The organism is Nocardioides rotundus, assembly GCF_019931675.1.
GTDB classification, from domain to species: domain Bacteria; phylum Actinomycetota; class Actinomycetes; order Propionibacteriales; family Nocardioidaceae; genus Nocardioides; species Nocardioides rotundus.
The window spans coordinates 3,256,301-3,280,221 of record NZ_CP082922.1; the positions used below are offsets into that span (position 1 = coordinate 3,256,301).

The following is a 23,921-nucleotide window of genomic DNA, read 5'->3' on the forward strand; positions in this document are numbered from 1 at the left end:
GGTCAGCGCACCAGGCAGGGCCGCTTGGGGTCGAAGGCCCAGTCGGGCACGAGGTACTGCATCGCCGCCGCGTCGTCGCGCGCGCCGAGGCCGTGCGCTCGATAGAGCTCGTGCGCCTCGGCCACCCGGTCCCGGTCCAGGGTCACGCCCAGGCCTGGCTCGGTCGGCACCCGGATGGCGCCGCCCTCGATCCGCAGCGGGTCGACGGTGAGGCCCTGTCCGTCCTGCCAGATCCAGTGGGTGTCCAGCGCGGTGATCTCCCCCGGCGCGGCCGCGCCGACGTGGGTGAACATCGCCAGCGACACGTCGAAGTGGTTGTTGGAGTGCGAGCCCCAGGTGAGCCCGAAGTCGTGGCAGAGCTGGGCCACCCGGACCGACCCGGCCATGGTCCAGAAGTGCGGGTCGGCCAGCGGGATGTCGACCGCGTCGGTCCGCACCGCGTGCGCCATCTGCCGCCAGTCGGTGGCGATCATGTTGGTCGCCGTCCGCAGCCCGGTCGCGCGCTTGAACTCCGCCATCACCTCGCGACCGGAGAACCCGCCCTCGGCGCCGCACGGGTCCTCGGCATAGGCGAGCACGTCGCCGGCATCGCGCAGCAGCCGGACGGCGTCGGCCAGCAGCCACCCGCCGTTGGGGTCGAGGGTGATCCGCGCGTCGGGGAAGCGCTCGTGCAGCGCGGTGACCGCGGCGACCTCCTCCTCACCGGGCAGCACGCCGCCCTTGAGCTTGAAGTCGGCGAAGCCGTAGCGGTCGCGGGCGGCCTCGGCGAGGCGTACGACGGCCTCGGGGGTCAGCGCCTCCTCGCGTCGCAGCCGCTCCCAGTCGTCGGCGCCGGCCGGCTCGCGGAGGTAGGGCAGGTCGGTGCGGTCGGAGTCGCCGACGTAGAACAGGTAGCCCAGCATCGGCACCGTCTCGCGCTGCTGGCCGTCGCCGAGCAGCTCCGCAACCGGGACACCCTGCGATTGACCGGCCAGGTCGAGCAGGGCGGACTCCAGCGCGGTCACCGCGTGCACGGTGGTGCGCAGGTCGAAGGTCTGCAGGCCCCGGCCGCCGGCGTCGCGGTCGGCGTACGCCGTCGCCACCTCCCGCAGCAGCGAGCGGTAGCGCAGCACCGGCCGGCCGACGAGCAGGTCGGCGGCGTCGGCGATGGTGGCGGCGATCGCCTCGCCGCCCGGGACCTCGCCGACGCCCTCGCGACCCTCGGAGTCGGTGACGATGGCGAGGTTCCGGGTGAAGAACGGGCCGTGCGCGCCGCTGAGGTTCAGCAGCATCGAGTCGTGCCCGGCGACCGGCACGACCTCGACCTTCGCGATGGTGGCGGTCACGTCTCGAGCGTCCCGTCGACGCGGCGGGTCAGGCCCCACGGGTTGGCGTCGCGGACCGCGTCGGGCAGCAGCGCCTCCGGCACGTCCTGGTAGGCGACCGGCCGCTGGAAGCGCTCGATCGCCAGGCTGCCGACGCTGGTGGTGCGGGCGTCGGACGTGGCCGGGTAGGGGCCGCCGTGGACCATCGCGTGGCCCACCTCGACACCGGTCGGCCAGCCGTTGAAGAGGATCCGGCCGACCTTCTCCTCCAGCACGGGCAGCAGCTCGCGCGCGAGCTCGACGTCGCCGTCGTCGTCCGCGTCGGCGTGCACGGTCGCCGTCAGCTGGCCCTCCAGGCCGCGCAGCCGCGGCAGGAGGTCCTCGAGGGCGTCGTACCGCACCACGACACCGGCGGAGCCGAACACCTCGTCGGTGACCGGCACCTCCAGGACGCTGGACTCGACGACCTGCGGGGCGGGGGCGTTCTCGCCGCCCTCGTTGCCCTGCCCGACGACGCGGACGCCGTCGAGCTCGCGCAGGGTGGCGGCGCCGCTGCGGTAGGCCTCGGCGATCTCCGGCGTGAGCATCTGCTGGCCGGTGGCCTCCGCGACCGCCGCACCTGCGGCGCGCAGGAAGGCGTCGCCCGCCTCCCCGGCAGGGAGGAACATCAGGCCCGGGTTGGTGCAGAACTGGCCCGCGCCCAGGGTGAGGCTGCCGACGTACGCCGTGGCGAGCGCGTCGATGTCGGCCCGCTCGAGCGCGCCGGGGAGGACGACGACCGGGTTGATCGCCGACATCTCGGCGGAGACCGGGATCGGGACCGGACGCTCGGCCGCGGTCTGGGCGATGGCGAGACCACCGCGCCGGGAGCCGGTGAAGCCGACCGCGGTGATCCGCGGGTCGCGGACCAGCTCCTGGCCGGTCTCGGTGCCGCCGAGGACGAAGGAGAAGACGCCCGCCGGGAGACCGGCCTGCTCGACGGCCCGGACGATCGCGCGGGCGACCAGAGTGCCGGTGACCGGGTGCGCCGGGTGGCCCTTCACCACCACCGGGCAGCCGGCCGCGAGCGCGGAGGCGGTGTCGCCGCCGGCGGTGGAGAACGCGAGGGGGAAGTTGCTGGCGCCGAAGACGGCGACCGGGCCGAGCGGGACCATGCGCTGCCGGATGTCGGGGCGCGGCAGCGGCTCGCGGTCGGGCATCGCGGGGTCGATCCGGACGCCGAGGTGGTCGCCCTGGCGCACGACGCGGGCGAACATCCGCAGCTGGCCCGTGGTACGACCGACCTCGCCGGTGATGCGCGCCTCGGGCAGGCCGCTCTCGCGGACGGCGGCCTCGATGATCGGCTCCTTGTCGGCCTCGATCTCCGCGGCGACCGTCTCCAGGAAGTCGGCGCGCTGGTCGGGAGTGGTGGTGCGGTAGGTCGCGAACGCCTCCGCGGCGGCCGCGCAGGCGGCGGCGACGTCGGCGGTGGGCTGCTCGGTGCCGGCGATGATGGACGTGGCCTCGGTCATGGGGGAAACCTCTCCGGTTCGGGTCAGGAGACTCGGGTGATGAGCTCGCGCAGGTTGTCCTGCTCCTCCTGGCTCAGGTCGGTGAGCGGCGGCCGGACCGGCCCCGCGGGGCGGCCGATCGCGGCGAGCCCGGCCTTGACGATCGACACCGCGTAGCCGGGGGTCCGGTCACGGATGTCGAGGTAGGGGATCACGAACTCGTTGAGCCGACGGTAGACCTCCTCGCGGTCCTCGGCGCGCACGGCCTCGTAGAACTCGACCGCCCAGCCGGGGAGGAAGTTGAACAGCGCGCTGGAGTAGGTGCTCACACCGAGCTGGAGCAGCGGCAGCGCGAAGGTCTCCGCGGTGGGCAGCCCGCCGATGTAGGTGAGCCGGTCGCCGACGCGGGCGTAGGTGCGGGTCATCTGCTCGACGTTGCCGACGCCGTCCTTGAAACCGATCAGGTTGGGGTTGCGGTCGGCCACCTCGGCGACGGAGACGTCGCGCAGGACCGCGTTGGCCCGGGAGTAGACGACCACGCCGAGGCCGGTGGCGGCGCAGACCTGGCTGACGTGCTCGACCAGGCCGCGCTGGCCCGCCTCGGTGAGGTACGGCGGCATCAGGAGCAGCCCGTCCGCGCCCGCTTCCTCGGCCGCCTGGGCCTGGGTGATCGCGTTCTTGGTGTTGCCGGTGGCCGACGCGATGACGGGTACGGCGCCCGCGACCTCCTGGACCGCCGTACGGACCACCGTGTCGGTCTCCTCCAGGGTCAGGCTGAAGCCCTCGCCGGTGCCGCCGGCGGCGAAGAGCCCGGCGACGGGGTACTCCGCCAGCCAGGACAGGTGCTTGCGGTAGCCCGCCTCGTCGAACTCCAGGTCGTCGGTGAAGTGGGTGACCGGGAAGGACAGCAGCCCGCTCTTGAGCTGGGCGGCCAGGTCGGTGGGGCTGTAGTCGGTCACGTCGCGTTCCTTCACTGGTGGCGGGCGATGCCCACACGCTAGGAACGGTGCACGATGCCTGTCCAAGCCCGATTTTGGATTGGCTGATGCCCTCCGGGTATCACTCCCCACGCCCATCGGCCTCCGCACCCGGGCGGGTGCATTTCTGCACACGGCGCGGGGGCTTTCACCAGGATCGCCCCTCCCGGACGGTCAATCGGCTTGCGTTCGCGCGGCGATGCCGATCACCACGTCATGAACGAGCGACACGTCTTGATGGACGTGCAGCCCGAGATCCACGATCCGCCCGTCTTGTGGATGCCACTCCCGCTCGGGCTGGCTTCGCCCCAGGATCGGATCCAATGCATCGATCGTGGGCTTCCACAGATTCAGCCAGTTCCGACCCGGTCCAGTTGCGAAGGCGATCTGCAGTTGCACGTCACCCTCGGGCAGCTCATCGGCCGTGCTCACGGCGTCGCGGACCTTCTCTTTGTAAGCCCTGGTGTCCGCAGCCACGCTCGTGCGAACGGCATGGACGTCTGCCGGGCTGGAGGTCTCCTCAGCAGGCTCGGCGGCAATGGTTGACACGGCGGCATGACGCTTGGCGCACCAGACCGAAACCAGGTGACCGTTGCGCAACCGGCTCGCCACAGGAAGGCCGTAGTTGTCGAGGTCGGCAGCTGCGTGAAGGGAGCGGCCCGCCGGGAGACCGACGTTCAGTGCCAACGTCCAGGGAGCGCTGTTTGCTGCCGAATCGGCGATGAGCTCCGCCGTGTCGTCCAGATACTCTCTGAGTCTGACTTGGTCCGGGTCCGTGGCCCGATTCCAACTGGAGGGGCGCGGCTCCTTGCGTAGCGCATGCCCGCCAACTTCGGGCCTGCGGTACCAGCGCAGGAAACGAGCGAGAGCCTGCTCGTCGGTACTGCCTGAGACCTGTCGAACCATTACTTGACCTCCGCGGACCGCCCCGACAGTACCGCCTTCCATACTGCAGGCGCCGGATGCCGCCCAGCCGTCTTCACACGGGTCGCGTGGACTCCTCTCCGCTGGTGGAGCTTGTCGAGACCAGTCTTCGTCGGTAGGTGGCTGCTCACGTGCGTCGGGTGAAGCGGACTTTGCCGTGTTTGTCGAGGTGGTGCTGGTAGGCGGGGTCGTGGATCATCTGGTGGTGAGAGGGGCAGTAGAACCGGCCGTCTTTCACGCTGGTGGAGCCGCCCTTCGACCACGGTGTCTCATGATGGGCCTGGCACTTGTCGGCGGGCATGTCGCAGCCCGCGGCGGAGCAGCCGCCGTCGCGGACACCCATGGCGATCCGTTGCGCGGGGGTGTGGAACCGGCGCCGGCGGCCCATGTCCAACACCACCGAGGGTCCGCCGAGGACGATCGGGATGATCCCGGCCTCGCAGGCCAGGCGTCGGGCTTGGCCGGCGGTGATCTTGGACCCGGTGTCCAGGGATGCTGCCTTCAACCCGCCCAGCAGGGTCTCCAGCTCCATGGTCACCACCACGGTCGCGGATATCCCGCCGCTGGTGGGGAGGGTGTCGGCGGGGCGGGACTCGATCAGCTCGCAGAACGCCTCACCCAGCCCCGTGCGCGACAGCGGCCGGTGCCGCTGGGCCTGGACCGGGTCGACCGCACCGTCCACGGCGTCCGCGTCGTGGTCGCTGTGTCCAGCTGCGGGCTGTGCCGGTTGGGTGGTGTGTTTGGACCAGGCGATCGCGTGGACCTGGCGGCGCAGCATCTCCCCCTGCGCCGTGGGGAGGGTGAACCAGCCCCGCATGGTGCCGTCACCGGAGTCCCGGATCCCGAACCCGACCCGCTCCCGCGCGGCGCGCTCTTCGGCCTCCAGACGCTTGGCCTCCTCGGCGTCCGCGGCCGCGGGGTCGACCACCTCCAACAGCCGCCGCCCCAGCACCCGCAGGTCCTTGGCGTCGTGATCGGCCGCCAGGTCCAGCATCCGCTCCGTGGCGGCGGGCAGCACCCACGCCTCCGCATCCTCCGGCACCTGCTCCAACGCCTCGGTGATCGCGCGGGCCTGGTCGGTCAGGATCCGACCCGACTCCAACGCCTCGGCGACCGCGGGGTGGGCCTCGACCTGGGTCGCCAACCGCCGGAGCGCGTGCGCGTCGCGGCGGACCATCCGCATCCGGTGGGCCCACCAGTTCGTCGTCGACGTCGCGCCGGTCTCCAGACCGGTCTCCACCGACTCGGCCTGGCGCAGCACCCGCAACAACAGCGCATCGGCCTGCGCCCGGGCCCGGGTCAACGCCTCCAACACCTCCCCGGCCTCCTCCGCGGCCATGGACCACACCGGCACCCCGGCCGCCTGCGAGAGTTCGGTCTCGATGCGCGCGACCGCAGCGGCCACCGGGTGGCTCGGATGCAGCGGCTTGGTCGACATACCCGGACTCTTCCAGGCGCCACCGACACTCCCACCCGGCAAACGACCCTCATCCACACCGATCCGGGTCACGATCAGGTAACGGGCGCCAAACCGTCCCGACCCGGGTGGTCTCGACAAGCTCGACCACCGACAGCAGCTCGACCACCGGGCGCCCGTGGGCCTCAGCCCGCGACGCTCTCCACGACCCCGAGCACCCGGCGTACGACCGGGGTGACGGCCTCGCGCGACCAGATCGCGTGCAGCTCGACCGGGCGCTCGGGGTCGACGTCGAGGCGGGTGTCGCCGCCCCCGTGGTCGAGCGGGACGAACGCGACCCCGGCGACCCCCAGCGACGCGGCGGAGGCGGGAGCGAGCGCGACGCCCCGGTCGGCAGCGACCAGCAGGATCGCGGTGAGCACCTGGTGCACCCGCTGCTCGATCCGCGGGTGCGCGTTGGCGAGGAACCGCACGGTCAGCTCGTGGAAGTACCGCGACTGGTCGGGGTGATAGCCGATGACCGCCAGCCCCTCGAAGTCGGCCGGCGTGAGCGGGCGGCCCAGCCCGGAGAGCGGCGAGCCCTCCGGCACGACCGCCATGAGCGGCTCGCGCAACACCACCCGCGAGCGCAGCAGCTCGGTGTCGAAGGGCGGCCGGGCCAGCCCGATGTCCAGCTCGCCCCGGCGGATCCCCTCGACCTGGGCGTTGGTCACCCGCTCGGACAGCAGCACGTCCACGTCGGGCAGCTCGGCGGCCAGCCGGCGCAGCAGCGGGCCCAGGAGGGAGATCGCGGAGACGGCGGTGAAACCGATGCGTACGACGCCCGCGGCGCCGGCGTCCACCCTCCGCGCCAGGTCCCCGGCTCCCTCGACCAGGGTGAGCAGGCGGTAGGCCTCGTCGAGGAACGCCACCCCGGCCCCGGTCAGCTCGACCCGTCGGTTGTCCCGCTCCAGCAGCTGGGCACCCACGGTCCGCTCCAGTTTCTGGATCTGGCGGGAGAGCGGCGGCTGGGTCATCTGCAGCCGCTCCGCCGCCCGCCCGAAGTGCAGCTCCTCCGCGACGGCGACGAAGGCGCGGACCTGGTCCAAGGTGAGCACGCCGCGACCCTACGATGCACGACGTATATCAGTCCATGCGAAATCGGGCTTGGACGGGCATCATCGCCCGAACCTAGTGTCGGGCCTCACACCCCTCTCGGGCCCAGAACCCAAGGAGTCCCCGATGCGCAAGCAGCACCTGAGCCTCGCGGCCGTGGCCGCCGCCGCGACCCTCACCCTGTCCGCCTGTGGCGGCGTCGAGACGACCACCGGCGGCGGGGGCGGGGGCGACTACCCGTCCGGCTCGGTGGAGATGTACGTCGGCGCGTCGGCCGGCGGCTCCAGCGACCTGATCTCCCGCGCGGTCTCGACCGGCCTGTCCGACGAGCTCGGCCAGTCCTTCCCGGTGATCAACAACGAGGGCGCCAACGGCGCGCTCGCGGCGGCAAAGGTGCAGAAGGCGGCACCCGACGGCTCGACCATCGCAATCCAGAACGCCTCACTCTTCGCGATCACCCCGCTGGCGGTGTCCCCGGACGAGGTCACCAACCTGGACGACTTCGACGTGGTCGGCGGCGTCTCCCGCGACGACTACGTGATGGTCACGAACAAGCAGACCGGCTGGACCTCCCTGGACGACATCAAGAACGCCGACCAGAAGATCACCTACGGCACCACCGGCGTCGGCACCGGGTCGCAGCTCGCCTGCGCGCTGACCTTCTCCACCGCCGACGTCGACTCCGAGCCGGTGCCGTTCGACGGCGGCTCGCCCGCGCTCACCGCGCTGCTGGGCAACCAGGTCGACACCGCCTGCCTGCAGGTCGGCGAGGCCCGGGAGAACATCGAGTCCGGCAAGCTCACCGCCCTCTCCGTCTTCAGCCCCGAGCGGATCGACTACCTGCCCGACGTGCCCACCGCCACCGAGCAGGGCCTGGACGTCGAGGTCTACCAGTACCGCTTCATGACCACGCCCAAGGGCACCCCCGACGACGTGAAGAGCACGATCGCCGACGCGATGCAGAAGACCTTCCAGACCGACGCCTACAAGCAGTTCAACGAGCAGAACTCGCTGACCCCGATGGAGATCAGTGGCGAGGAGGTCGTCCAGCAGGTCGAGTCGGACAAGAAGCGCTACGCCGACCTGGTCGAGCAGTACGGCATCGACCTGGGCGACGCGAGCTGATGAGCCGGACGAGTGTGAAGGACCGACCGATGAGCAACGAGCGCGAGCGGACCCCCGGCGGCGAGCCGGACGTCCTGGCCGAGCTCGAGGCCGAGGTCGCCCAGGAGCTGGAGGAGCAGCGGCCGCCGGCCGGCGGGCCGACGTACCAGACCGTCGCAGCCCTGGTCACCCTGGCGATCGGCGTCACCGGGTCGGTGCTCTCCTACGGCTACGGCCTCGGCACCCTCCGGGCGCCCGGACCGGGCCTCTGGCCGCTGGTGGTGTCGCTGGTCATCACGGCGCTCTCGCTGGTGCTCCTCGTGACCGGTCGGCGCCTCACCGACGACGAGCGGTTCACCCGGACCAGCCTGCTGCCGCTGGTGGGTGTGCTCACCTTCATCGGCCTCGGCGCGCTCATCCCGGTCATCGGCTTCGAGCTTCCCTCGCTGGCGCTGTGCGTGATCTGGCTGCGCTTCCTCGGCGGCGAGTCCTGGCGCTCCACGATCGTCGTGTCGGTCGGCACCGTCGCGGCGTTCTACCTCCTGTTCCTCTACGGGCTGCGGATCCCGCTGCCCCACCTGCTGTGAGAGGGGGCCGGTCATGACCGCGTTCCTGGACGGCTTCGCCGTCGTCACCCAGCCGGAGAACCTGCTCTACTGCCTGGTCGGCGTCGTCATCGGCATGCTGATCGGCGTCCTGCCCGGCCTCGGCCCGGCCGCCACCATGGCGATCCTCCTGCCGATCGTGGTCACCGTCGACCCGGTCGCGGCGGTCATCATGCTCGCCGGCATCTACTACGGCGCGCAGTACGGCGGCACCATCACCTCGGTCCTGCTCCGCCTCCCGGGCGAGGCGTCCTCGGTGGTCACCGTCTTCGACGGGTTCGCCCTGGCCAAGCAGGGCAAGGCGGGTACGGCGCTCGGCATCGCGGCCATCGGCTCGTTCGTCGGCGCCACCGTCGCGATCATCGCGCTCAGCCTGACGGCGCCGCTGGTCGCCAGCTTCGCGCTGGACTTCGGTCCCGCGGAGTACGCCGCCCTCGCGCTGCTCGGCGTCCTGCTCATCGCCACCATCGGCAGCGGCAACTCGGTCAAGGCGCTCATCGCCGCCGCGGTCGGGCTGCTGCTGGCCACGGTCGGCCGGGACACCTTCAGCGGCGCCGAGCGCTTCACGTTCGACAGCCTGCAGCTGGCCGAGGGCCTGGACTTCGTCGTGGTCGCGATGGGCCTCTTCGGCGTCGGCGAGATCCTCTACAACCTCGAGGAGCGGCACGGGAAGGCGCACGTGCCGGCCACTGTCTCCAACGTGTGGCCCTCGCGGAAGGACCTCAACCAGGCCAAGGGCGCCATCGGCCGCGGCTCGGTCATCGGCTTCTTCCTCGGCGTGCTTCCGGGCGGCGGCGCGGTGATGTCCTCGCTGGCGGCGTACGCCACCGAGAAGCGCACCTCCAAGACCCCCGAGCGCTTCGGCCGCGGTGCGATCGAGGGCGTCGCGGCGCCGGAGACCGCCAACAACGCGGCCGCCACCTCCTCCTTCATCCCGCTGCTCACCCTGGGCATCCCGGCCAACGCGTCGATGGGCATGCTCTTCGCCGCCCTGCTGGTGCTCGGCGTGACCCCCGGCCCGCAGCTGCTGGAGGAGCGCCCGGACCTGTTCTGGGGCGTGGTGAACTCCATGTACGTCGGCAACCTGATCCTGCTCGCGCTGAGCCTGCCGCTGGTGGGCATCTTCGTCCGGATCCTGCGGGTGCGGCCGGCGATCCTGGCGCCGATCACCGTCCTCATCACGGTGCTCGGCGTCTACACGATCAACAACTCCACCTTCGACATCTTCGTGATGATCGCCTTCGGCGTCGTCGGCTACCTGATGAAGAAGACCGGCTTCGAGCCCGGCCCGATGGTGCTCGCGTTCGTGCTCGGCGCGATCCTGGAGGACAACGTGCGCCGCGCGCTGATCATCTTCGACGGCGACCCGCTCGGATTCGTCACCCGGCCGATCTCCGGCACCATCCTGGCGATGTTCCTGGTCGCCGCCCTGCTCCCGCTGCTGCGGCTGGCCCATCTCAGACTGAGGCGCCGTACGTCCATCGCGAGCGCGCCCGAGCGAGAGGAATCCCTGCGATGACCATCCTGATCGGCTACGTCCCGACGCCCGTCGGCGACGCGGCGCTGGAGGCCGGACTGGCCGAGGCGGCCGCCCACGACGAGGCCGTCGTGGTGCTCAACAGCACCCGGCGGGGCCAGCACGTCGACACCGACCAGATCGACGAGGACACGGCGGCCAAGGTGCTCGCCCGCGCCGACGCGCTCGGCGTGCGCGCGAGCCTGGACCAGCCCGAGCATGGTGCGGACCTGCTCGAGGCGTTCACCGCCGCCGTCGAGCAGTACGACGCCCGCATGGTCGTCCTCGGCATCCGGCGCCGCTCGCCGGTCGGCAAGCTGGTGATGGGCAGCGACGCCCAGCGGCTGCTGCTCGAGCTGGACGTGCCGATCCTGGCCGTGAAGCCCGCCCGGTGAGCCCCAGCCGCATCTCCCGGGTCGCGGTCACCCCGGTCGCGTTCGCCGACCCGCCGCTGCTCAACGTGGTGGGCGTGCACCAGCCGTGGGCGCTGCGCGCGGTCGTCGAGGTGCACACCGACGACGGGCTGCTCGGGCTCGGCGAGACCTACGCCGACGAGACCCACCTGGCGCGGCTCACCGCGGTGGCCGAGGCCCTGCCCGGTCACGATCCCTACGACATCCACGGCCTGCGACGGCTGGTCGCCGCCGTGCTCGGGCGGGAGACGGGCGGCGCGGGGGCGTCCTTCGGCGGGATGCTGGACGTGAGCTCGGCGGTGGACACCGTGCACTCCCCCTTCGAGGTCGCCTGCCACGACCTGCAGGGCCGGGCGGCGGGGGTGCCGGTCAGCGACCTGCTCGGCGGCGCGGTCCGCGACCGGGTCCCGTTCAGCGGGTACCTGTTCTACAAGTGGGCCGGCCACCCGGGGCTGGACGCCGACGCCTGGGGCGAGGCGCTCTCGCCGGAGCAGCTGGTGGCCCAGGCGCGGCGGATGGTCGACGGCTGGGGCTTCGGCTCGCTCAAGCTCAAGGGCGGCGTCCTTCCCCCGGACGAGGAGTGCGCGGCGATCGAGGCGCTCGCCGAGGCGTTCCCGGGGATGCCACTGCGGCTGGATCCCAACGGCGCCTGGACCCCGGAGACCTCGGTCGCGGTCGCGGACCGGCTGGAGGGGGTGGTCGAGTACCTCGAGGACCCCACACCGGGGATCGAGGGCATGGCGCAGGTGGCCGCGCGCACCGCCGTACCCCTGGCGACGAACATGTGCGTGATCGCCTTCGAGCACCTCCCGCCCGCGATCGCCGCGGACGCGGTGCAGGTCGTGCTGTCCGACCACCACCTGTGGGGCGGCCTGCGCCGGTCGGCCCAGCTCGGCGGGATCACCGACACGTGGGGGCTGGGGCTCTCGATGCACTCCAACTCCCACCTCGGGATCTCGCTGGCGGCGATGGTGCACCTGGCGGCCGCGACGCCGAACCTCACCTACGCCTGCGACACGCACTACCCCTGGAAGGACCAGGACATTGTCGCGCCCGGGGCGCTCGACTTCGTGGACGGCTCGGTCGCCGTGCCCACCGGTCCCGGTCTCGGCGTGGAACTGGACCGCGACCGCCTGGGGCTGCTGCACGAGCAGTACCTGCGCACCGACGTACGCCGGCGCGAGGACACCGTCTACATGCGCACGGTCGAGCCGGGGTTCACGCCGAACACCCGGCGCTGGTGAGGGATCGGTCTCGACGGGCTCGACCAGCGAAGGCGCGGGCTCGACCAGCGCAAGGGTGGGCTCGCCAGCGCAAGTGTGATGCGATGTGGCGATGGGTTTCCCCGTCACGGTCCTGTGGAGCATCCCGCGCTCGGTCTCGACCTCGTTCGAGCGGATGGTGATCGCCCGGGGCGACCACACCGTGTTCGACGAGCCGTTCTCCCGGCACTACTACTTCGGGCCCGACCGGCAGTCGCCGCGCTACACCGAGACCCTGCCGGACAGCTCGGTCGACGACATCCTGGCCGCGATCGACGACGCCGCCCAGAGCTCGCCGGTGTTCGTGAAGGACATGGCCTACCAGGCGACCGGGCAGCTCACGCCCGAGCGCCTCGCCCAGTGGCGCAACTGCTTCATGGTGCGCGACCCCGCCGCGGCGATCCCCTCGCTGGCGCGGGTCTGGCCGGACTTCACCCCGGACGAGACGGGGTGGGAGGCGCTGGGCCGTGCCTTCGACGTGACGGTCGGGCTCGGGCAGGAGCCGGTCGTGGTCGACGCGGAGACGCTGTGCGCCGACCCGCCCGCCGTCGTCCGCACGTGGTGCGAGCAGATGGACCTCGCCTTCGACCCCGAGGCGCTGACCTGGCCGCCGGGCATGCAGGCCGACTGGGAGCTGTGGAGCGAGTGGCACGAGTCGTCCTCCACCAGCACCGGCTTCGCACCGCTCTCCCCCGCCTCGGGACCTCCCGAGGAGCCGCGCCAGGCCGAGGCGTACGCCCACGCCGAGCCGATCTACCAGCGCCTGGCCGCCCACGCCATCGGCCGGTAGGTCGCCGTACGAAGCCGAGCGTTGCCGCAGTGGTGGGCCACCGTTCGGCGTCCAGTCACCGGAGCGGAGCAGTCTCGTTCTCCCAGCGACCCAGGAGGACCGGATGTCCCGCCACCACGACGACCTTCCCCCGATCGACATCGACCAGTTCCGCGCCGAGACCGAACCCGAGCTCACGGCCATGGGCACCTCGCGCCGCAGCATCCTCGCCGCCGGCGCCGCGCTCGTCGCGGCCGGGAGCACGGGCCTGCCGGCCGACCGGGCCAGCGCCGTACCCCGCGTGCCCGCGGGCGATCCGGCGCGCCTGGACTGGCTGGTCGGCGACCACCACGTGCATACGCAGTACTCCCACGATGCGAAGTACACGATCCGCCAGCAGCTCGACCATGCCCAGGAGTACGGCGTGGACTGGCTGGCCTTCACCGAGCACTCCAACTTCGCGCACGCGGACAAGGGCCTCGCGTCCTCCCTGGAGGAGATCCGAGCGCAGCGGGCGCGTCGCTCGATGCTGATCTTCCAGGGGATCGAGTGGTACATCCCCGCCGCCGAGCACGCCACCGTGCTGGTCGCTCCCGGACCGGAGGCGGCCAACGTGCTGCGCCAGTTCGAGCTCGCCTGGGACGGCAAGCTCAACGGGTGGGAGCGGGCGAACCCGGGGTCACCGGAGGCGCGGGAGTGGGAGGCGAAGGCGGCCGCCGCGATCGCCTGGCTCGGCGACCAGCGACGCCGCGGGATCGTGGACGACGCGCTGATCCTGGCCAACCACCCGATGCGGCTGGGCATCGACTCCCCGCACGAGCTGCGGACGTGGCGCGACGCCGACCCCGCGGTGATGGTCGGCATGGAGGGCGCGCCGGGGTCGCAAGGGTCGGCGATCAGCACCTACGCGCGCCCGACCGACCAGCGGGGCGAGTACACCAACGCTCCCCGGCCCGACTCCCACCCCGCCTACGCCGCCGACATGTACCGCCCTTACGGCGGCTTCGACTGGATGACCGCCACCGTGGGCGGAATGTGGGACGCGATGCTCGCGGAGGGCAAGCCGTTCTGGATCACCTCCAACTCCGACAACCACCTCACCGTCCGCGACACCTACCGGATCGGCGACTACCCCGCCGGGGAGCCCTACGCCTCGCTGCCCAACGAGTTCGACCGCTGGGCGGTCCTCGGCAAGCGGCCGGATCCGGTCGACACCGGGGTGCCGCAGAACGGCTCGGACTACTGGGCCGGGCAGTTCTCCCGCACCCACACCGGGGTCACCGCGCGGTCCTACACCGGCGTGATGGACGCCCTGCGCCGCGGCCGGGTGTGGGTCGACCACGGCCACCTCCTCGCCGGTCTCGACGTGCGGGTCCGGGCCCTCCAGCCGGGTGCGGGGCGCGGCCGCGGGAAGGGCAACGGCCGCGGCTGGGGCAACGCCTCCGGCGGCCCGGGTACGACGCTCGGCGGGCGCCTCCGGGCCCGCCGCGGCCAGGACGTCGAGGTGTCGGTCAACGTCACCACCACCGACTCCCCCAACTTCGCGGGCATCGTGCCCGGCCTCGCGCACGTGGACGTGATCAGCGGTCCGATCACCGGCAAGGTGAGCGACCGCGACACCCTGCGCGCCCGGCAGACCCGGGTGGTCCGCCAGATCGACACCACGGGCCGGCGGGGCACCTTCACCGTGAGCCACGTCTTCACCGACGTGCAGGAGTCCTTCTACCTCCGGCTCCGAGGCTCCGACGGCAACCGCAACGGACCGGGCTACTACGGCGCGCCCGTGGACCCGGCCGGTCCGCTGCGGCACGGCGGCGACCTCGGGGTCGCCGACCCGTGGACCGACACCTGGTTCTACGCCAACCCGGTCTTCGTCGACGTGACCTGAGGGCCCTGCGGCCCCTAGCCGCCGAGCCGGCGTCGGGTGTTCCCCAGGTGCACGCGCATCGCGGCGCGAGCGGTCTCGGCGTCGCCGTCGAGGACGGCGGCGGCGACCGCGTCGTGCTCGCGGCGCACCCGCTCGACGTGCTCGGCGTCGGAGAGGGAGTACGCCGACCCCAGGCGGGTCCGGGGCAGCATGATCATCATCGGCCCCAGCGCGTCCAGGAGGTCGGTGTAGAAGCGGTTCCCCGTGGCGGCGGCGACCGCCCGGTGGAAGGCGAAGTCCGCCTCCACCGCGCCCTCGTGCCCGGCCCGGCCGAGCTCGTCCATCGCGTCCCGGATGGCCGAGTCGTCCCCCGGACCGTGATGGCGGGCCGCGAGCGCGGCCGCCTCGCTCTCCACGCCGAGACGGAAGTCCACCATCGCCAGGACGTCGCGCTGGGTGCGCAGCGCGGAGGCCTCGAGGGTGAAGGTGGACGGCTCGGGCACCGCGAGCACGAACGAGCCGCGGCCGTGGAAGGTCTCCACGAGGCCCTCAGCCCGCAGCCGGGTGACCGCCTCACGGACCACGGTGCGCGAGACGGCGTACTCCTCGGTCAGCTCGGTCTCCGACGGCACCTTCGTGCCCGGCGGCAGGTCGCCGCGGAGGATCTTGTCCTTCAGCCCGTCGACGACGCGCTGGGCGAGCGGTTGGGTCACCCGCCGAAGGTAGCGGTCTCGCGCGTGAGCCCGCGCATCCGCTCGCTCAGCGTGAAGCCGAGGCCGGGACGGTCCGGCACCCACATCCGGCCCTCGCGGATCTCGATCCGCTCCTCGAACAGCGGGTTGAGCCACTCGAAGTGCTCCACCCACGGCTCGGTGGGGTACGCCGCCGCGAGGTGCAGGTGGATCTCCATGGCGTAGTGCGGCGCGAGCGCCAGGCCCGCGTGCGAGGCGAGCGTGGCGAATCGGAGGAAGGGGGTGATGCCGCCGATCCGCGGCGCGTCGGGCTGGACGATGCCGCGGTATCCCGCGTCGAGGAGCGCCATGTGCTCGGGCACCGAGGTGAGCATCTCGCCGGTGGCGATGGGAGTGTCGAAGACCCGTGACAGGTCGGCGTGCCCGACCGCGTCCCACGCGTCCAGCGGCTCCTCGACCCAGACCAGGTCGAGCTCCTCGAGCGCACGGCACATCCGCCGTGCCCGGTCCCGGTCCCACTGCTGGTTGGCGTCCACCATGAACGGGGTGTCTCCGAGGTGCTCGCGCAGCGCGGCCACCCGGCGCAGGTCCTCGCGCCAGTCGGGCTGGCCGACCTTGATCTTGATCCCGCCGATGCCGGCATCGAGGGAGGCGGTGGCCTTCTCCTTGATCTCCTCCACGCTCGCCTGGAGGAAGCCGCCGGAGGTGTTGTAGACCCGGCAGGAGTCGCGGTAGGCGCCCAGCAGCTTGGCCAGCGGCAGGTTCGCCCGCCGCGCCTTGAGGTCCCACAGCGCCACGTCGAGCGCGGCGACCGCCTGGGTGGCGACACCGGAGCGGCCCACCGACGCGCCGGCCCACATCAGCGACTGGTAGACCCGGTCGATGTCGGCCGGGTCCTGCCCCAGCGCCACGTCGGCGATCTCCTTCAGGTGGGCGTACTGTGCCGGCCCGCCGGCTCGCTTGGAGTAGGAGAAGCCCATGCCCCTCATGTCCTGCTCGGTCTCGACCTCGACGAAGAGCAGCACCGTCTCGGTGAGCGGCTTCTGCCGTCCGGTGAGCACCTTGGCGTCGCTCACCGGGCTCTCCAGCGGCAGGACGACGTGGGACAGGGTCAGGCTGCGGATGGCGTCGCGGGTGGTCATGGTGTCTCTCCGGCTCGGCAAACTTGTATGATGAGTGTGCAACTCATCGCATGACTTGTCCAGTCCCGCTTCGCCCCGCCGCCCGAGGAGGGCGCCCCATGACCCCGACCCCGACGCGACGCCGAGTGCCGCGATGGCGCGACGTCGCCCCGTTCCTGCAGCGCCGTCCCCTGGAGCCGGATCCGGTACGGCGGCGCCTGGCCCGGTGCGTGAGCGTGGACGACCTGGAGCGGCTCGCCCGGCGGCGGGTGCCCGGCGCGGTCTGGGACTACGTCGCCGGGGGCTCCGACGGCGAGGTCGCGCTGGTCCGGAACCGCGAGGCGTTCGCCCGGGTCGAGCTGCGCCCCACCGCGTTCGGCATGGTGGCCGACCCCGACCTCGCCACCACGATCCTGGGCCGGCCCGCCGCGCTTCCGGTGGTGCTGGCGCCGACCGGCTACACCCGGCTGTCGCACGAGTCCGGCGAGCGCGCCGTGGCCGCGGCGGCCGCGACGGCGGGGGCGCCGTACACCTTGGCGACCTATGCCACGACCTCGATCACCGACGTCGCCCGGGCCGCACCGGAGGGGCGGAACTGGTTCCAGGTCTACCTGATGAAGGACCGCGCGGTGACCCGCGCGCACCTGGCGGAGGCGCGGGCGCAGGGCTTCGAGGCGGTGATGATCACCATCGACACCACCGTCACCGGGCTCAAGCGCAAGGACCGGCTCAACGGCTTCGCGATCCCGCCGCGGTTGACCGCGCGCACGCTCGCCGGGATGGCGCGGCACCCACGGTGGGTCGCCGACATCCTCACCACCGAGCCGCTGCGGTTCGCGACCTTCCCCGACGGCTCTCCCTACAGCCGGTGGGGCGCGTCGAACGAGCTGCGCGAGCAGGCGATCCGCCCCTCCGACATCATCTGGCTGCGCGAGCAGTGGGACGGTCCGGTGATCGTCAAGGGCGTCCTCTCGGTGGCCGACGCGCTCGCCGCGGTGGAGGCCGGCGCCGACGCGGTCGTGGTCTCCAACCACGGCGGCCGGCAGCTCGACCGGGCGCCGGTGCCGCTGGAGCTGCTGCCCGAGGTGGTGGACGCGGTCGCCGGCCGCGCGGAGGTGTACGTCGACTCCGGCGTCTGCTCGGGCGGGGACGTCGTGGCGGCCCTCGGCCTGGGGGCGAGGGCCGTCCTGCTCGGGCGCGCCTACCTCTACGGCCTCATGGTCGGCGGCGGGCGCGGCGTGACGCACACGCTCGACCTGGTCGCCGCGGAGATGCGGCGGGCGATGGGCATGCTCGGCACGCCGACGGTGGCCGACATCTCCCCCGCGCACGTGCGGCTGCGGGACCGATGAGGTCAGCCGACCGGGGTCACCAGCTCGCCACGCTCGAGGAACGCGCCGACGTTGTCGAGGACCAGCCGCCCCATCGCCTCGCGGGTCTGCGTGGTAGCACTGCCCACATGGGGCAACAGCACGACGTCGTCGCGGTCGAGCAGCGCCTCGGGCACGTGCGGCTCGTCGGCGAAGACGTCCAGGCCGGCCCCGGCGATCCGGCCGTCCTGCAGCGCGGCGACCAGGGCCTCCTCGTCGACCACGGACCCGCGGGCCACGTTGACCAGGTATCCCTCGGGGCCGAGCGCGTCGAGCACCGCGGCGTCGACCAGGTGCTCGGTGCCGGCGCCGCCGGGGGTGAGCACGACGAGCACGTCGCTCCACTCGGCCAGCCCGGTCGGGCTGTCGTGGTAGGTCCACGACGCGTCCTTGGGGCTGCGCGAGTGGTAGGCGAGCTCGGCGCCGAAGACCTGCAGCCGCTCCGCGACCGCGGTGCCGATCCGGCCGAGGCCGAGGATGCCGACCTTGGCGCCCCGGACGTCGCGGGTGAGCGGGAACCGCTCCCCCGCCGCCCAGGCGCCGCGCCGCACGAAGCGGTCCGAGGCGCTGGCGCCGCGCAGCACGTCGATGACCAGGAAGACCGCGAGGTCGGCGACCGCGTCGTTGAGCACGTCGGGGGTGTTCGACACGACGACGCCGCGACGGGAGGCCTCCTCCACGTCGACGTTGTCGTAGCCGACGCCGAAGTTCACGATCGCCCGGAGGTCCGGCAGGGCGTCCATCTGCTCGGCACCCGCGGGAGCGCCGCCGCCGACGACGGCGACCTGCACGCCGGCCGGGTCGGAGAGGTCGTCGAGCCGCGGGGCGCCGTACCGCTCCTGCAGCCACTCGCGGACGAAGGGCATCAGCCCACCCAGCTGGACGACTCGGGTCTGGTTGCTCACCCCCTCATCCTGACGGCGCGGGGCAACCACCGTCCACGGGGGGCCCGATGGGCCTGCTGACCGGCTTCCTGACGATCCTGGTGGCGATCGCGGTGGGCGCCGCGCTCGCGCACACCGGCATCCTCAACCGCGACTCCCAGCGCACCCTCGGCGAGATCGCGTTCTTCGTGGCCACGCCCGCGCTGATGATCGTGACCATCGGCGACGTGCGGCTGCACGCCGCGGCGGGGAACCTGATCGCGTCGGGCGGCTCGCTGGCCGTCTGCTTCGTCGCCTACGTCGTGATCGCGCGGCTGCGCTGGCGGGTGGACGTGCCGAACCTGCTGGTCGGCGGGTTGGCGTCGTCCTACGTCAACGCGGGCAACCTGGGCATCGCGATCGCCGCGTACGTCGTCGGCGACATCACCGTCGTCGTCCCGACCCTGCTGCTGCAGATGCTGCTGGTCCAGCCGGCCGCGCTCGTGGTGCTGGACCGCCACACCGGCCGCGGCGACGGCGTCCGCGCGGCGCTGCGCCGGCTGCTGATGAACCCGCTCACGGTGGCCGCCGTCATCGGCCTGGTGCTCGCGATCACCCGCTGGCAGCCGCCCCTGCCGGTCATGGCGCCGCTGGAGCTGCTCGCCGGGGCCGCGATCCCGATGATGCTGATGTCCTACGGCGCGGCCCTGCGCCTGAGCCCGCCGGTCGGTCGCGCCGGCCACAACGGCGAGGTCGCGCTGGCGAGCGTGCTGAAGTTGGTCGTGATGCCGCTGGTCGCGTGGGCGATCGCCGTCTCCCTCGGCGTCGAGGGGCGGGCGCTGCTGGGCGTGGTGATCACCGCCGCGCTGCCGAGTGCACAGAACATCTTCCTGCACGCCACCCGCTACCGGGTCGCCGAGGACGTGGCCCGGGAGACGATCCTCATCACCACCCTCGCCTCGCTGCCGCTGGCACTGGTGATCGCACTGATGCTCGGTTGAGCGCATCCCATTTCGGGATTCATTGCGCTAGCGTGGGGTGATGAGCACCCAGATCGCCGTACGGCTTCCCGACGAGGTGGTGACGTTCCTCGACCGCAGCGTCGCCAGCGGGCGAGCGCCGAGCCGCGCCGCCCTGGTCGCGATAGCTGTCGAGCGGGAGATGCGACGGCAGGCCGCGCAGCGCGACGCCGAGCTCCTGGACGAGGCTGGCGCGGCCGACGACCTCGACGACCTCGTCGCCTGGTCGGCCGCGAACGCGGTCACCGAAGGCTGAGGATGCGCGAGATCTGCCTCGCGAGCCTGGACAAGACCCGGCCGGTGGTCGTGCTCACTCGAGAACCGGCTCGCCCCGCCATGACCAAGGTGACGGTCGCACCGATCACGTCGACGGTGAAGGGCCTGTCGAGCGAGGTGCCGGTCGGGGTCCACAACGGACTGGACGACGCCGGCGCGATCTCGGTGGACAACGTGGTGACCATCCCGGTCCACCTGCTCGGTCGCACGCTCGGGTTCCTCAGCGCCGAGCAGGAGCGTCAGCTGGCGGCCGCGATCGTCCTGGCCTACGACCTGGAGATTCCTCTGCTCGGCTGACCGCGGGCAGATCCGCTCCCGGAGCCACCCTCAGACCGTCGGCAGCCAGTCCACCCGGCCGGCGAGGGCGGCGTACCCGACGAACGCGCCGACGTCGAGCAGCGTGTGCGCGACCACGAACGGCAGCACCCGTCCCCAGCGGTGGAAGAGCCAGCCGAAGAGCAGCCCCATCGCGACGTTCCCGACGAAGCCGCCGAGCCCCTGGTAGAGGTGATAGCTCCCGCGCAGCAGGGCCTGCAGCGCGATCGAGGTGGGCACGCCGAAGCCCAGCCGCTGCAGCCGCAGCTGGACGAAGCCGAGCACGACGAACTCCTCCAGCACCGCCGCCTCGAGCGAGGCGAGGACGAGCACGGGCACCTGCCACCACTGCGACGGAAGGTCCTGGGCGACGACGGTGAGGTTCGTCCCGAGGGCGTACGTCGCCAGGTAGAACACCACCCCGACCGAGCCGACGCCCGCCGCGAGCAGGGCGCCCCAGCCGAGGTCCGACCAGCGCGCCCAGCCGCCGCCGCGAGCCCACACCTCGCGCAGCCGGGATCCGTCCCGGACCAGGAAGTAGCCCGCCAGCGCGACCGGCACCACGCCGAAGGCGATCCGCAGCAGCTGGTAGGTCAGGTCCAGCCACGGCCGGTCCGGCGCCAGCGAGGAGTTCATCGTCGCCGCCTGCTCCGACAGTGATCCGGGCGCGGTCAGCGCGGCGACCAGGTCGACGATCGAGTAGACGGCCGACCGCCCCAGAGACAGCAACAGCACGAGCCAGAGCTCGACCCAGAGCATCGCCCGGGTGAGCTCCGGCCCGTGCCGGTGCTCGGATGCGGTCATCGCCGCCAGATTAGGCGAGCAGCGCCAGCCCCTCGCCGTCCGGCTGCCGCTCGACGGTCACCGTGCCGCCGTCGGCCACCTCGCCGGAGATCAGCATCTTCGCCAGGTTGTCGCCGATGGCGGTCTGGATCAGCCGCCGCAGCGGGCGGGCGCCGTACGCCGGGTCGTAACCTGTCTCGGCCAGCCACTCCTTGGCGTCGTCGGTGACGTCGATGCCGATGCGTCGCACCGCGAGCCGCCGCTCCAGCAGCGCCAGCTGCAGGTCGACGATGTGGGTGAGCTCGTCGGGGCTGAGCGCCTCGAACATCACGATCTCGTCCAGCCGGTTGAGGAACTCCGGCTTGAAGGAGGCGCGGACCACCGACATCACCGCCTCCCGCTTCTTCTCCGCGTCCAGGTCCGGGTCGACCAGGTAGTTCGAGCCCAGGTTGCTGGTGAGGATCAGGATCGTGTTGCGGAAGTCGACCGTGCGGCCCTGTCCGTCGGTCAGCCGCCCGTCGTCGAGCACCTGCAGCAGGATGTCGAAGACCTCGGGGTGGGCCTTCTCCACCTCGTCGAGCAGCACCACGGAGTAGGGGCGCCGGCGCACGGCCTCTGTCAGCTGGCCGCCCTCGTCGTAGCCGACGTAGCCCGGGGGCGCACCGACCAGCCTCGAGACCGCGTGCTTCTCGGAGTACTCGCTCATGTCGATCCGCACGATCGCGCGCTCGTCGTCGAAGAGGAAGTCGGCCAGGGACTTGGCCAGCTCGGTCTTGCCCGTGCCCGTGGGGCCAAGGAAGAGGAACGAGCCGAGCGGACGGTTCGGGTCCGAGATGCCCGCACGCGAACGGCGTACGGCGTCACTCACCGCCTGCACCGCCGAGCGCTGGCCGATCAGCCGCTCGCCGATGACCTGCTCCATCTCCAGCAGCTTCGCGGTCTCCCCCTGCAGCATCTTGCCGGTGGGGATCCCGGTCCAGGACTCCACGACCTCGGCGACCTGCTCGGCGCCGACCTCCTCGCCGACCAGCGGCTCGGTGGTCGCGTTCTCCTCCTCGGCGCGCTCGGCCGCGGCGATCTGCTTCTCCAGCGCGGGGATCTGGCCGTACTGGATCTCGCTGGCCCGCTCGAGGTCGCCCTCGCGCAGATACTTCTCCTGCTCGATCTTCAGCTGGTCCAGCTGGCGGCGCAGCTCGCCCTCGCCCTGCAGCGACTCCTTCTCCCGCTCCCAGCGGGCCTCGAGAGCGCGCAGCTCCTCCTCGCGGTCGGCCAGGTCGGCCTGCAGCACGGCGAGCCGCTCCTTGGAGGCGTCGTCGCTCTCCTTCTGCAAGGAGAACTCCTCCATCTTGAGCCGGTCCACCTGGCGGCGGAGCTGGTCGATCTCCTCGGGGGAGGACTCGATCTCCATCCGCAGCCGCGAGCTCGCCTCGTCGATCAGGTCGATCGCCTTGTCGGGCAGCTGGCGGCCGATGATGTAGCGGTCCGACAGCGTCGCGGCGGCCACGAGGGCGGCGTCGGTGATCCGCACGCCGTGATGCGCCTCGTACTTCTCCTGGATCCCGCGCAGGATCTGGATGGTGTCCTCGACGCTGGGCTCGCCCACGAAGACCTGCTGGAAGCGGCGCTCCAGCGCCGGGTCCTTCTCGATCCGTTCGCGGTACTCGTCCAGCGTGGTCGCACCGATCATGTGCAGCTCGCCGCGGGCCAGCATCGGCTTGAGCATGTTGCCGGCGTCCATCGCGGAGTCGCCGCCGGCGCCCGCGCCGACGACCGTGTGCAGCTCGTCGATGAAGGTGATCACCGAGCCGCTGGCGTCCTTGATCTCCTCCAGGACCGCCTTGAGCCGCTCCTCGAACTCGCCGCGGTACTTCGCGCCGGCGACCATCGCCGCCAGGTCCAGGCTCAGCAGCCGCCGGCCCTTGAGGCTGTCGGGCACGTCGCCCGCGACGATCCGCTGGGCCAGCCCCTCGACGACGGCGGTCTTGCCGACACCGGGCTCGCCGATGAGGACGGGGTTGTTCTTGGTCCGCCGGCTGAGCACCTGGATCACCCGGCGGATCTCCGCGTCGCGTCCGATGACCGGGTCGAGCCGGCCCTCCTCCGCGGCGGCGGTGAGGTCGACGGAGTACTTCTCCAGCGACTCGTAGGTGGACTCGGCGTCCTGGCTGGTGACGCGGCGGTTGCCGCGGACGGCGGTCAGCCCCTCGCGCATCCCGTCGGCGGTCAGGCCCGCGTCCTGCAGCACCTTCTGGGCGCTGGAGTCGACGGTCGCGAGCGCGATCATCAGGTGCTCGGTCGCGACGTACTCGTCCTTCATGCCCTGCGCGAGGTCGATCGCGCTGGCGAGGACGCGGGTCAGCGAGGCCGAGGCCGCGGGCTGCTGGACGGTCTGCCCGCTCGCGCGCGGCAGCCCCTCGAGCACCCGCTGCGCCTGCGCGGTCAGGGCGGCGGCGTCCACTCCCAGCTTGGTGACCAGGGTGTGGGCGGTGCCGCCGTCCTGCTGGAGCAGGGCGACGAGCAGGTGGATGGGCTCGGTGCTGGAGTTGCCCGCGGTCGTCGCGGACAGCTGGGCAGCCTCGATCGCCTCGCGGCTGCGGGTCGTGAACTTCTCGGCGCCGAACTGGCTCACCGGCATGGCTCCTTCTGGCTAGGTCTGTCGAAATCGTCGAAGTCTGGGGACCACTGTGGTCTCACTTGTCTTCAACGCGCCAGAAGTTGAGTCGATTCCCCTCAAGTTTG

At 72.1% G+C, this 23,921-nt stretch carries 22 protein-coding genes; 11 read left to right on the forward strand and 11 right to left on the reverse strand.

Annotated features, from left to right (window positions below):
- Nucleotides 1–2: 2 nt before the first annotated feature.
- The 6 genes from K8W59_RS16090 to K8W59_RS16115 form a co-directional block, all read right to left on the reverse strand.
- Nucleotides 3–1,325: an enolase C-terminal domain-like protein gene (locus K8W59_RS16090; RefSeq protein ID WP_263283257.1), complete on the reverse strand. Its 1,323-nt coding sequence runs from the start codon at nucleotides 1,323–1,325 to the stop codon at nucleotides 3–5.
- On the reverse strand, nucleotides 1,322–2,815 hold the full coding sequence (locus K8W59_RS16095) for an aldehyde dehydrogenase (NADP(+)) (RefSeq protein ID WP_223395939.1): 1,494 nt from the start codon (nucleotides 2,813–2,815) through the stop codon (nucleotides 1,322–1,324). The genes K8W59_RS16090 and K8W59_RS16095 overlap by 4 nt, the downstream gene beginning before the upstream one ends.
- Before the next feature lie 23 nt (nucleotides 2,816–2,838).
- Nucleotides 2,839–3,753, reverse strand: coding sequence for a 5-dehydro-4-deoxyglucarate dehydratase (kdgD, locus tag K8W59_RS16100; protein WP_223395941.1), 915 nt, complete (start codon nucleotides 3,751–3,753; stop codon nucleotides 2,839–2,841).
- Nucleotides 3,754–3,945: 192 nt separating this feature from the next.
- A complete protein-coding gene (locus K8W59_RS16105) occupies nucleotides 3,946–4,677 on the reverse strand; it encodes a hypothetical protein (RefSeq protein WP_223395943.1) in 732 nt (243 codons plus the stop codon).
- A gap of 145 nt (nucleotides 4,678–4,822) precedes the next feature.
- Entirely contained in the window at nucleotides 4,823–6,133 is a 1,311-nt protein-coding gene (locus tag K8W59_RS16110; RefSeq protein ID WP_223395945.1) for an HNH endonuclease signature motif containing protein, read from the reverse strand.
- Between the two features lie 164 nt (nucleotides 6,134–6,297).
- Nucleotides 6,298–7,209, reverse strand: a complete 912-nt coding sequence (locus tag K8W59_RS16115; RefSeq protein ID WP_223395947.1) for a LysR family transcriptional regulator — start codon at nucleotides 7,207–7,209, stop codon at nucleotides 6,298–6,300.
- A gap of 124 nt (nucleotides 7,210–7,333) precedes the next feature.
- Between K8W59_RS16115 and K8W59_RS16120 the strand changes: the two genes are divergently transcribed.
- From K8W59_RS16120 to K8W59_RS16150, 7 genes are all read left to right on the forward strand, one after another.
- The gene (locus tag K8W59_RS16120; RefSeq protein WP_223395949.1) at nucleotides 7,334–8,332 is read left to right on the forward strand and encodes a Bug family tripartite tricarboxylate transporter substrate binding protein; all 999 of its coding nucleotides are present in this window, start codon (nucleotides 7,334–7,336) and stop codon (nucleotides 8,330–8,332) included.
- Nucleotides 8,333–8,361: 29 nt separating this feature from the next.
- Nucleotides 8,362–8,898: a tripartite tricarboxylate transporter TctB family protein gene (locus tag K8W59_RS16125; protein ID WP_223395951.1), complete on the forward strand. Its 537-nt coding sequence runs from the start codon at nucleotides 8,362–8,364 to the stop codon at nucleotides 8,896–8,898.
- A gap of 13 nt (nucleotides 8,899–8,911) precedes the next feature.
- Entirely contained in the window at nucleotides 8,912–10,435 is a 1,524-nt protein-coding gene (locus K8W59_RS16130) for a tripartite tricarboxylate transporter permease (RefSeq protein ID WP_223395959.1), read from the forward strand.
- Nucleotides 10,432–10,827, forward strand: coding sequence for a universal stress protein (locus K8W59_RS16135; RefSeq protein ID WP_223395961.1), 396 nt, complete (start codon nucleotides 10,432–10,434; stop codon nucleotides 10,825–10,827). The genes K8W59_RS16130 and K8W59_RS16135 overlap by 4 nt, the downstream gene beginning before the upstream one ends.
- On the forward strand, nucleotides 10,824–12,089 hold the full coding sequence (locus tag K8W59_RS16140; RefSeq protein WP_223395963.1) for a glucarate dehydratase family protein: 1,266 nt from the start codon (nucleotides 10,824–10,826) through the stop codon (nucleotides 12,087–12,089). Before K8W59_RS16135 ends, K8W59_RS16140 begins: the two co-directional genes overlap by 4 nt.
- A gap of 91 nt (nucleotides 12,090–12,180) precedes the next feature.
- Complete coding sequence (locus K8W59_RS16145; RefSeq protein ID WP_223395965.1) at nucleotides 12,181–12,897, forward strand: sulfotransferase-like domain-containing protein; 717 nt, start codon at nucleotides 12,181–12,183, stop codon at nucleotides 12,895–12,897.
- 103 nt (nucleotides 12,898–13,000) lie between these two features.
- The gene (locus K8W59_RS16150) at nucleotides 13,001–14,764 is read left to right on the forward strand and encodes a PHP domain-containing protein (RefSeq protein WP_223395966.1); all 1,764 of its coding nucleotides are present in this window, start codon (nucleotides 13,001–13,003) and stop codon (nucleotides 14,762–14,764) included.
- A gap of 14 nt (nucleotides 14,765–14,778) precedes the next feature.
- Here K8W59_RS16150 and K8W59_RS16155 read toward each other — a convergent pair whose 3' ends face one another.
- Both K8W59_RS16155 and K8W59_RS16160 read right to left on the reverse strand, forming a co-directional pair.
- Nucleotides 14,779–15,456: a FadR/GntR family transcriptional regulator gene (locus tag K8W59_RS16155; protein ID WP_223395969.1), complete on the reverse strand. Its 678-nt coding sequence runs from the start codon at nucleotides 15,454–15,456 to the stop codon at nucleotides 14,779–14,781.
- On the reverse strand, nucleotides 15,453–16,577 hold the full coding sequence (locus K8W59_RS16160) for an L-talarate/galactarate dehydratase (RefSeq protein WP_223395971.1): 1,125 nt from the start codon (nucleotides 16,575–16,577) through the stop codon (nucleotides 15,453–15,455). The genes K8W59_RS16155 and K8W59_RS16160 overlap by 4 nt, the downstream gene beginning before the upstream one ends.
- A gap of 98 nt (nucleotides 16,578–16,675) precedes the next feature.
- On the opposite strand from K8W59_RS16160, the gene K8W59_RS16165 reads away from it, so the two are divergent.
- Nucleotides 16,676–17,908, forward strand: coding sequence for an alpha-hydroxy acid oxidase (locus tag K8W59_RS16165; RefSeq protein ID WP_223395972.1), 1,233 nt, complete (start codon nucleotides 16,676–16,678; stop codon nucleotides 17,906–17,908).
- Nucleotides 17,909–17,910: 2 nt separating this feature from the next.
- On the opposite strand, the gene K8W59_RS16170 is transcribed toward K8W59_RS16165, so the two are convergent.
- A complete protein-coding gene (locus K8W59_RS16170) occupies nucleotides 17,911–18,831 on the reverse strand; it encodes a 2-hydroxyacid dehydrogenase (protein ID WP_223395974.1) in 921 nt (306 codons plus the stop codon).
- Nucleotides 18,832–18,878: 47 nt separating this feature from the next.
- Between K8W59_RS16170 and K8W59_RS16175 the strand changes: the two genes are divergently transcribed.
- Genes K8W59_RS16175 through K8W59_RS16185 form a run of 3 tightly spaced genes read left to right on the forward strand, consistent with a single transcriptional unit; the run spans nucleotide 18,879 to nucleotide 20,381 of the window.
- Nucleotides 18,879–19,790 carry an AEC family transporter gene (locus K8W59_RS16175; RefSeq protein WP_223395976.1) on the forward strand — a complete coding sequence of 304 codons (912 nt, stop codon included), beginning with the start codon at nucleotides 18,879–18,881 and terminating at the stop codon, nucleotides 19,788–19,790.
- A gap of 40 nt (nucleotides 19,791–19,830) precedes the next feature.
- Nucleotides 19,831–20,064 carry a YlcI/YnfO family protein gene (locus tag K8W59_RS16180; RefSeq protein WP_317846281.1) on the forward strand — a complete coding sequence of 78 codons (234 nt, stop codon included), beginning with the start codon at nucleotides 19,831–19,833 and terminating at the stop codon, nucleotides 20,062–20,064.
- 2 nt (nucleotides 20,065–20,066) lie between these two features.
- Nucleotides 20,067–20,381 carry a type II toxin-antitoxin system PemK/MazF family toxin gene (locus K8W59_RS16185; RefSeq protein ID WP_223395978.1) on the forward strand — a complete coding sequence of 105 codons (315 nt, stop codon included), beginning with the start codon at nucleotides 20,067–20,069 and terminating at the stop codon, nucleotides 20,379–20,381.
- A 30-nt stretch (nucleotides 20,382–20,411) separates the two neighbouring features.
- Here the strand turns inward: K8W59_RS16185 and K8W59_RS16190 are convergent, their stop codons facing one another.
- Together K8W59_RS16190 and clpB are read right to left on the reverse strand one after the other, a co-directional pair.
- Nucleotides 20,412–21,203 carry a CPBP family intramembrane glutamic endopeptidase gene (locus K8W59_RS16190; protein WP_223395980.1) on the reverse strand — a complete coding sequence of 264 codons (792 nt, stop codon included), beginning with the start codon at nucleotides 21,201–21,203 and terminating at the stop codon, nucleotides 20,412–20,414.
- 10 nt (nucleotides 21,204–21,213) lie between these two features.
- On the reverse strand, nucleotides 21,214–23,811 hold the full coding sequence (clpB, locus tag K8W59_RS16195; RefSeq protein WP_223395986.1) for an ATP-dependent chaperone ClpB: 2,598 nt from the start codon (nucleotides 23,809–23,811) through the stop codon (nucleotides 21,214–21,216).
- Nucleotides 23,812–23,921 lie beyond the last annotated feature (110 nt).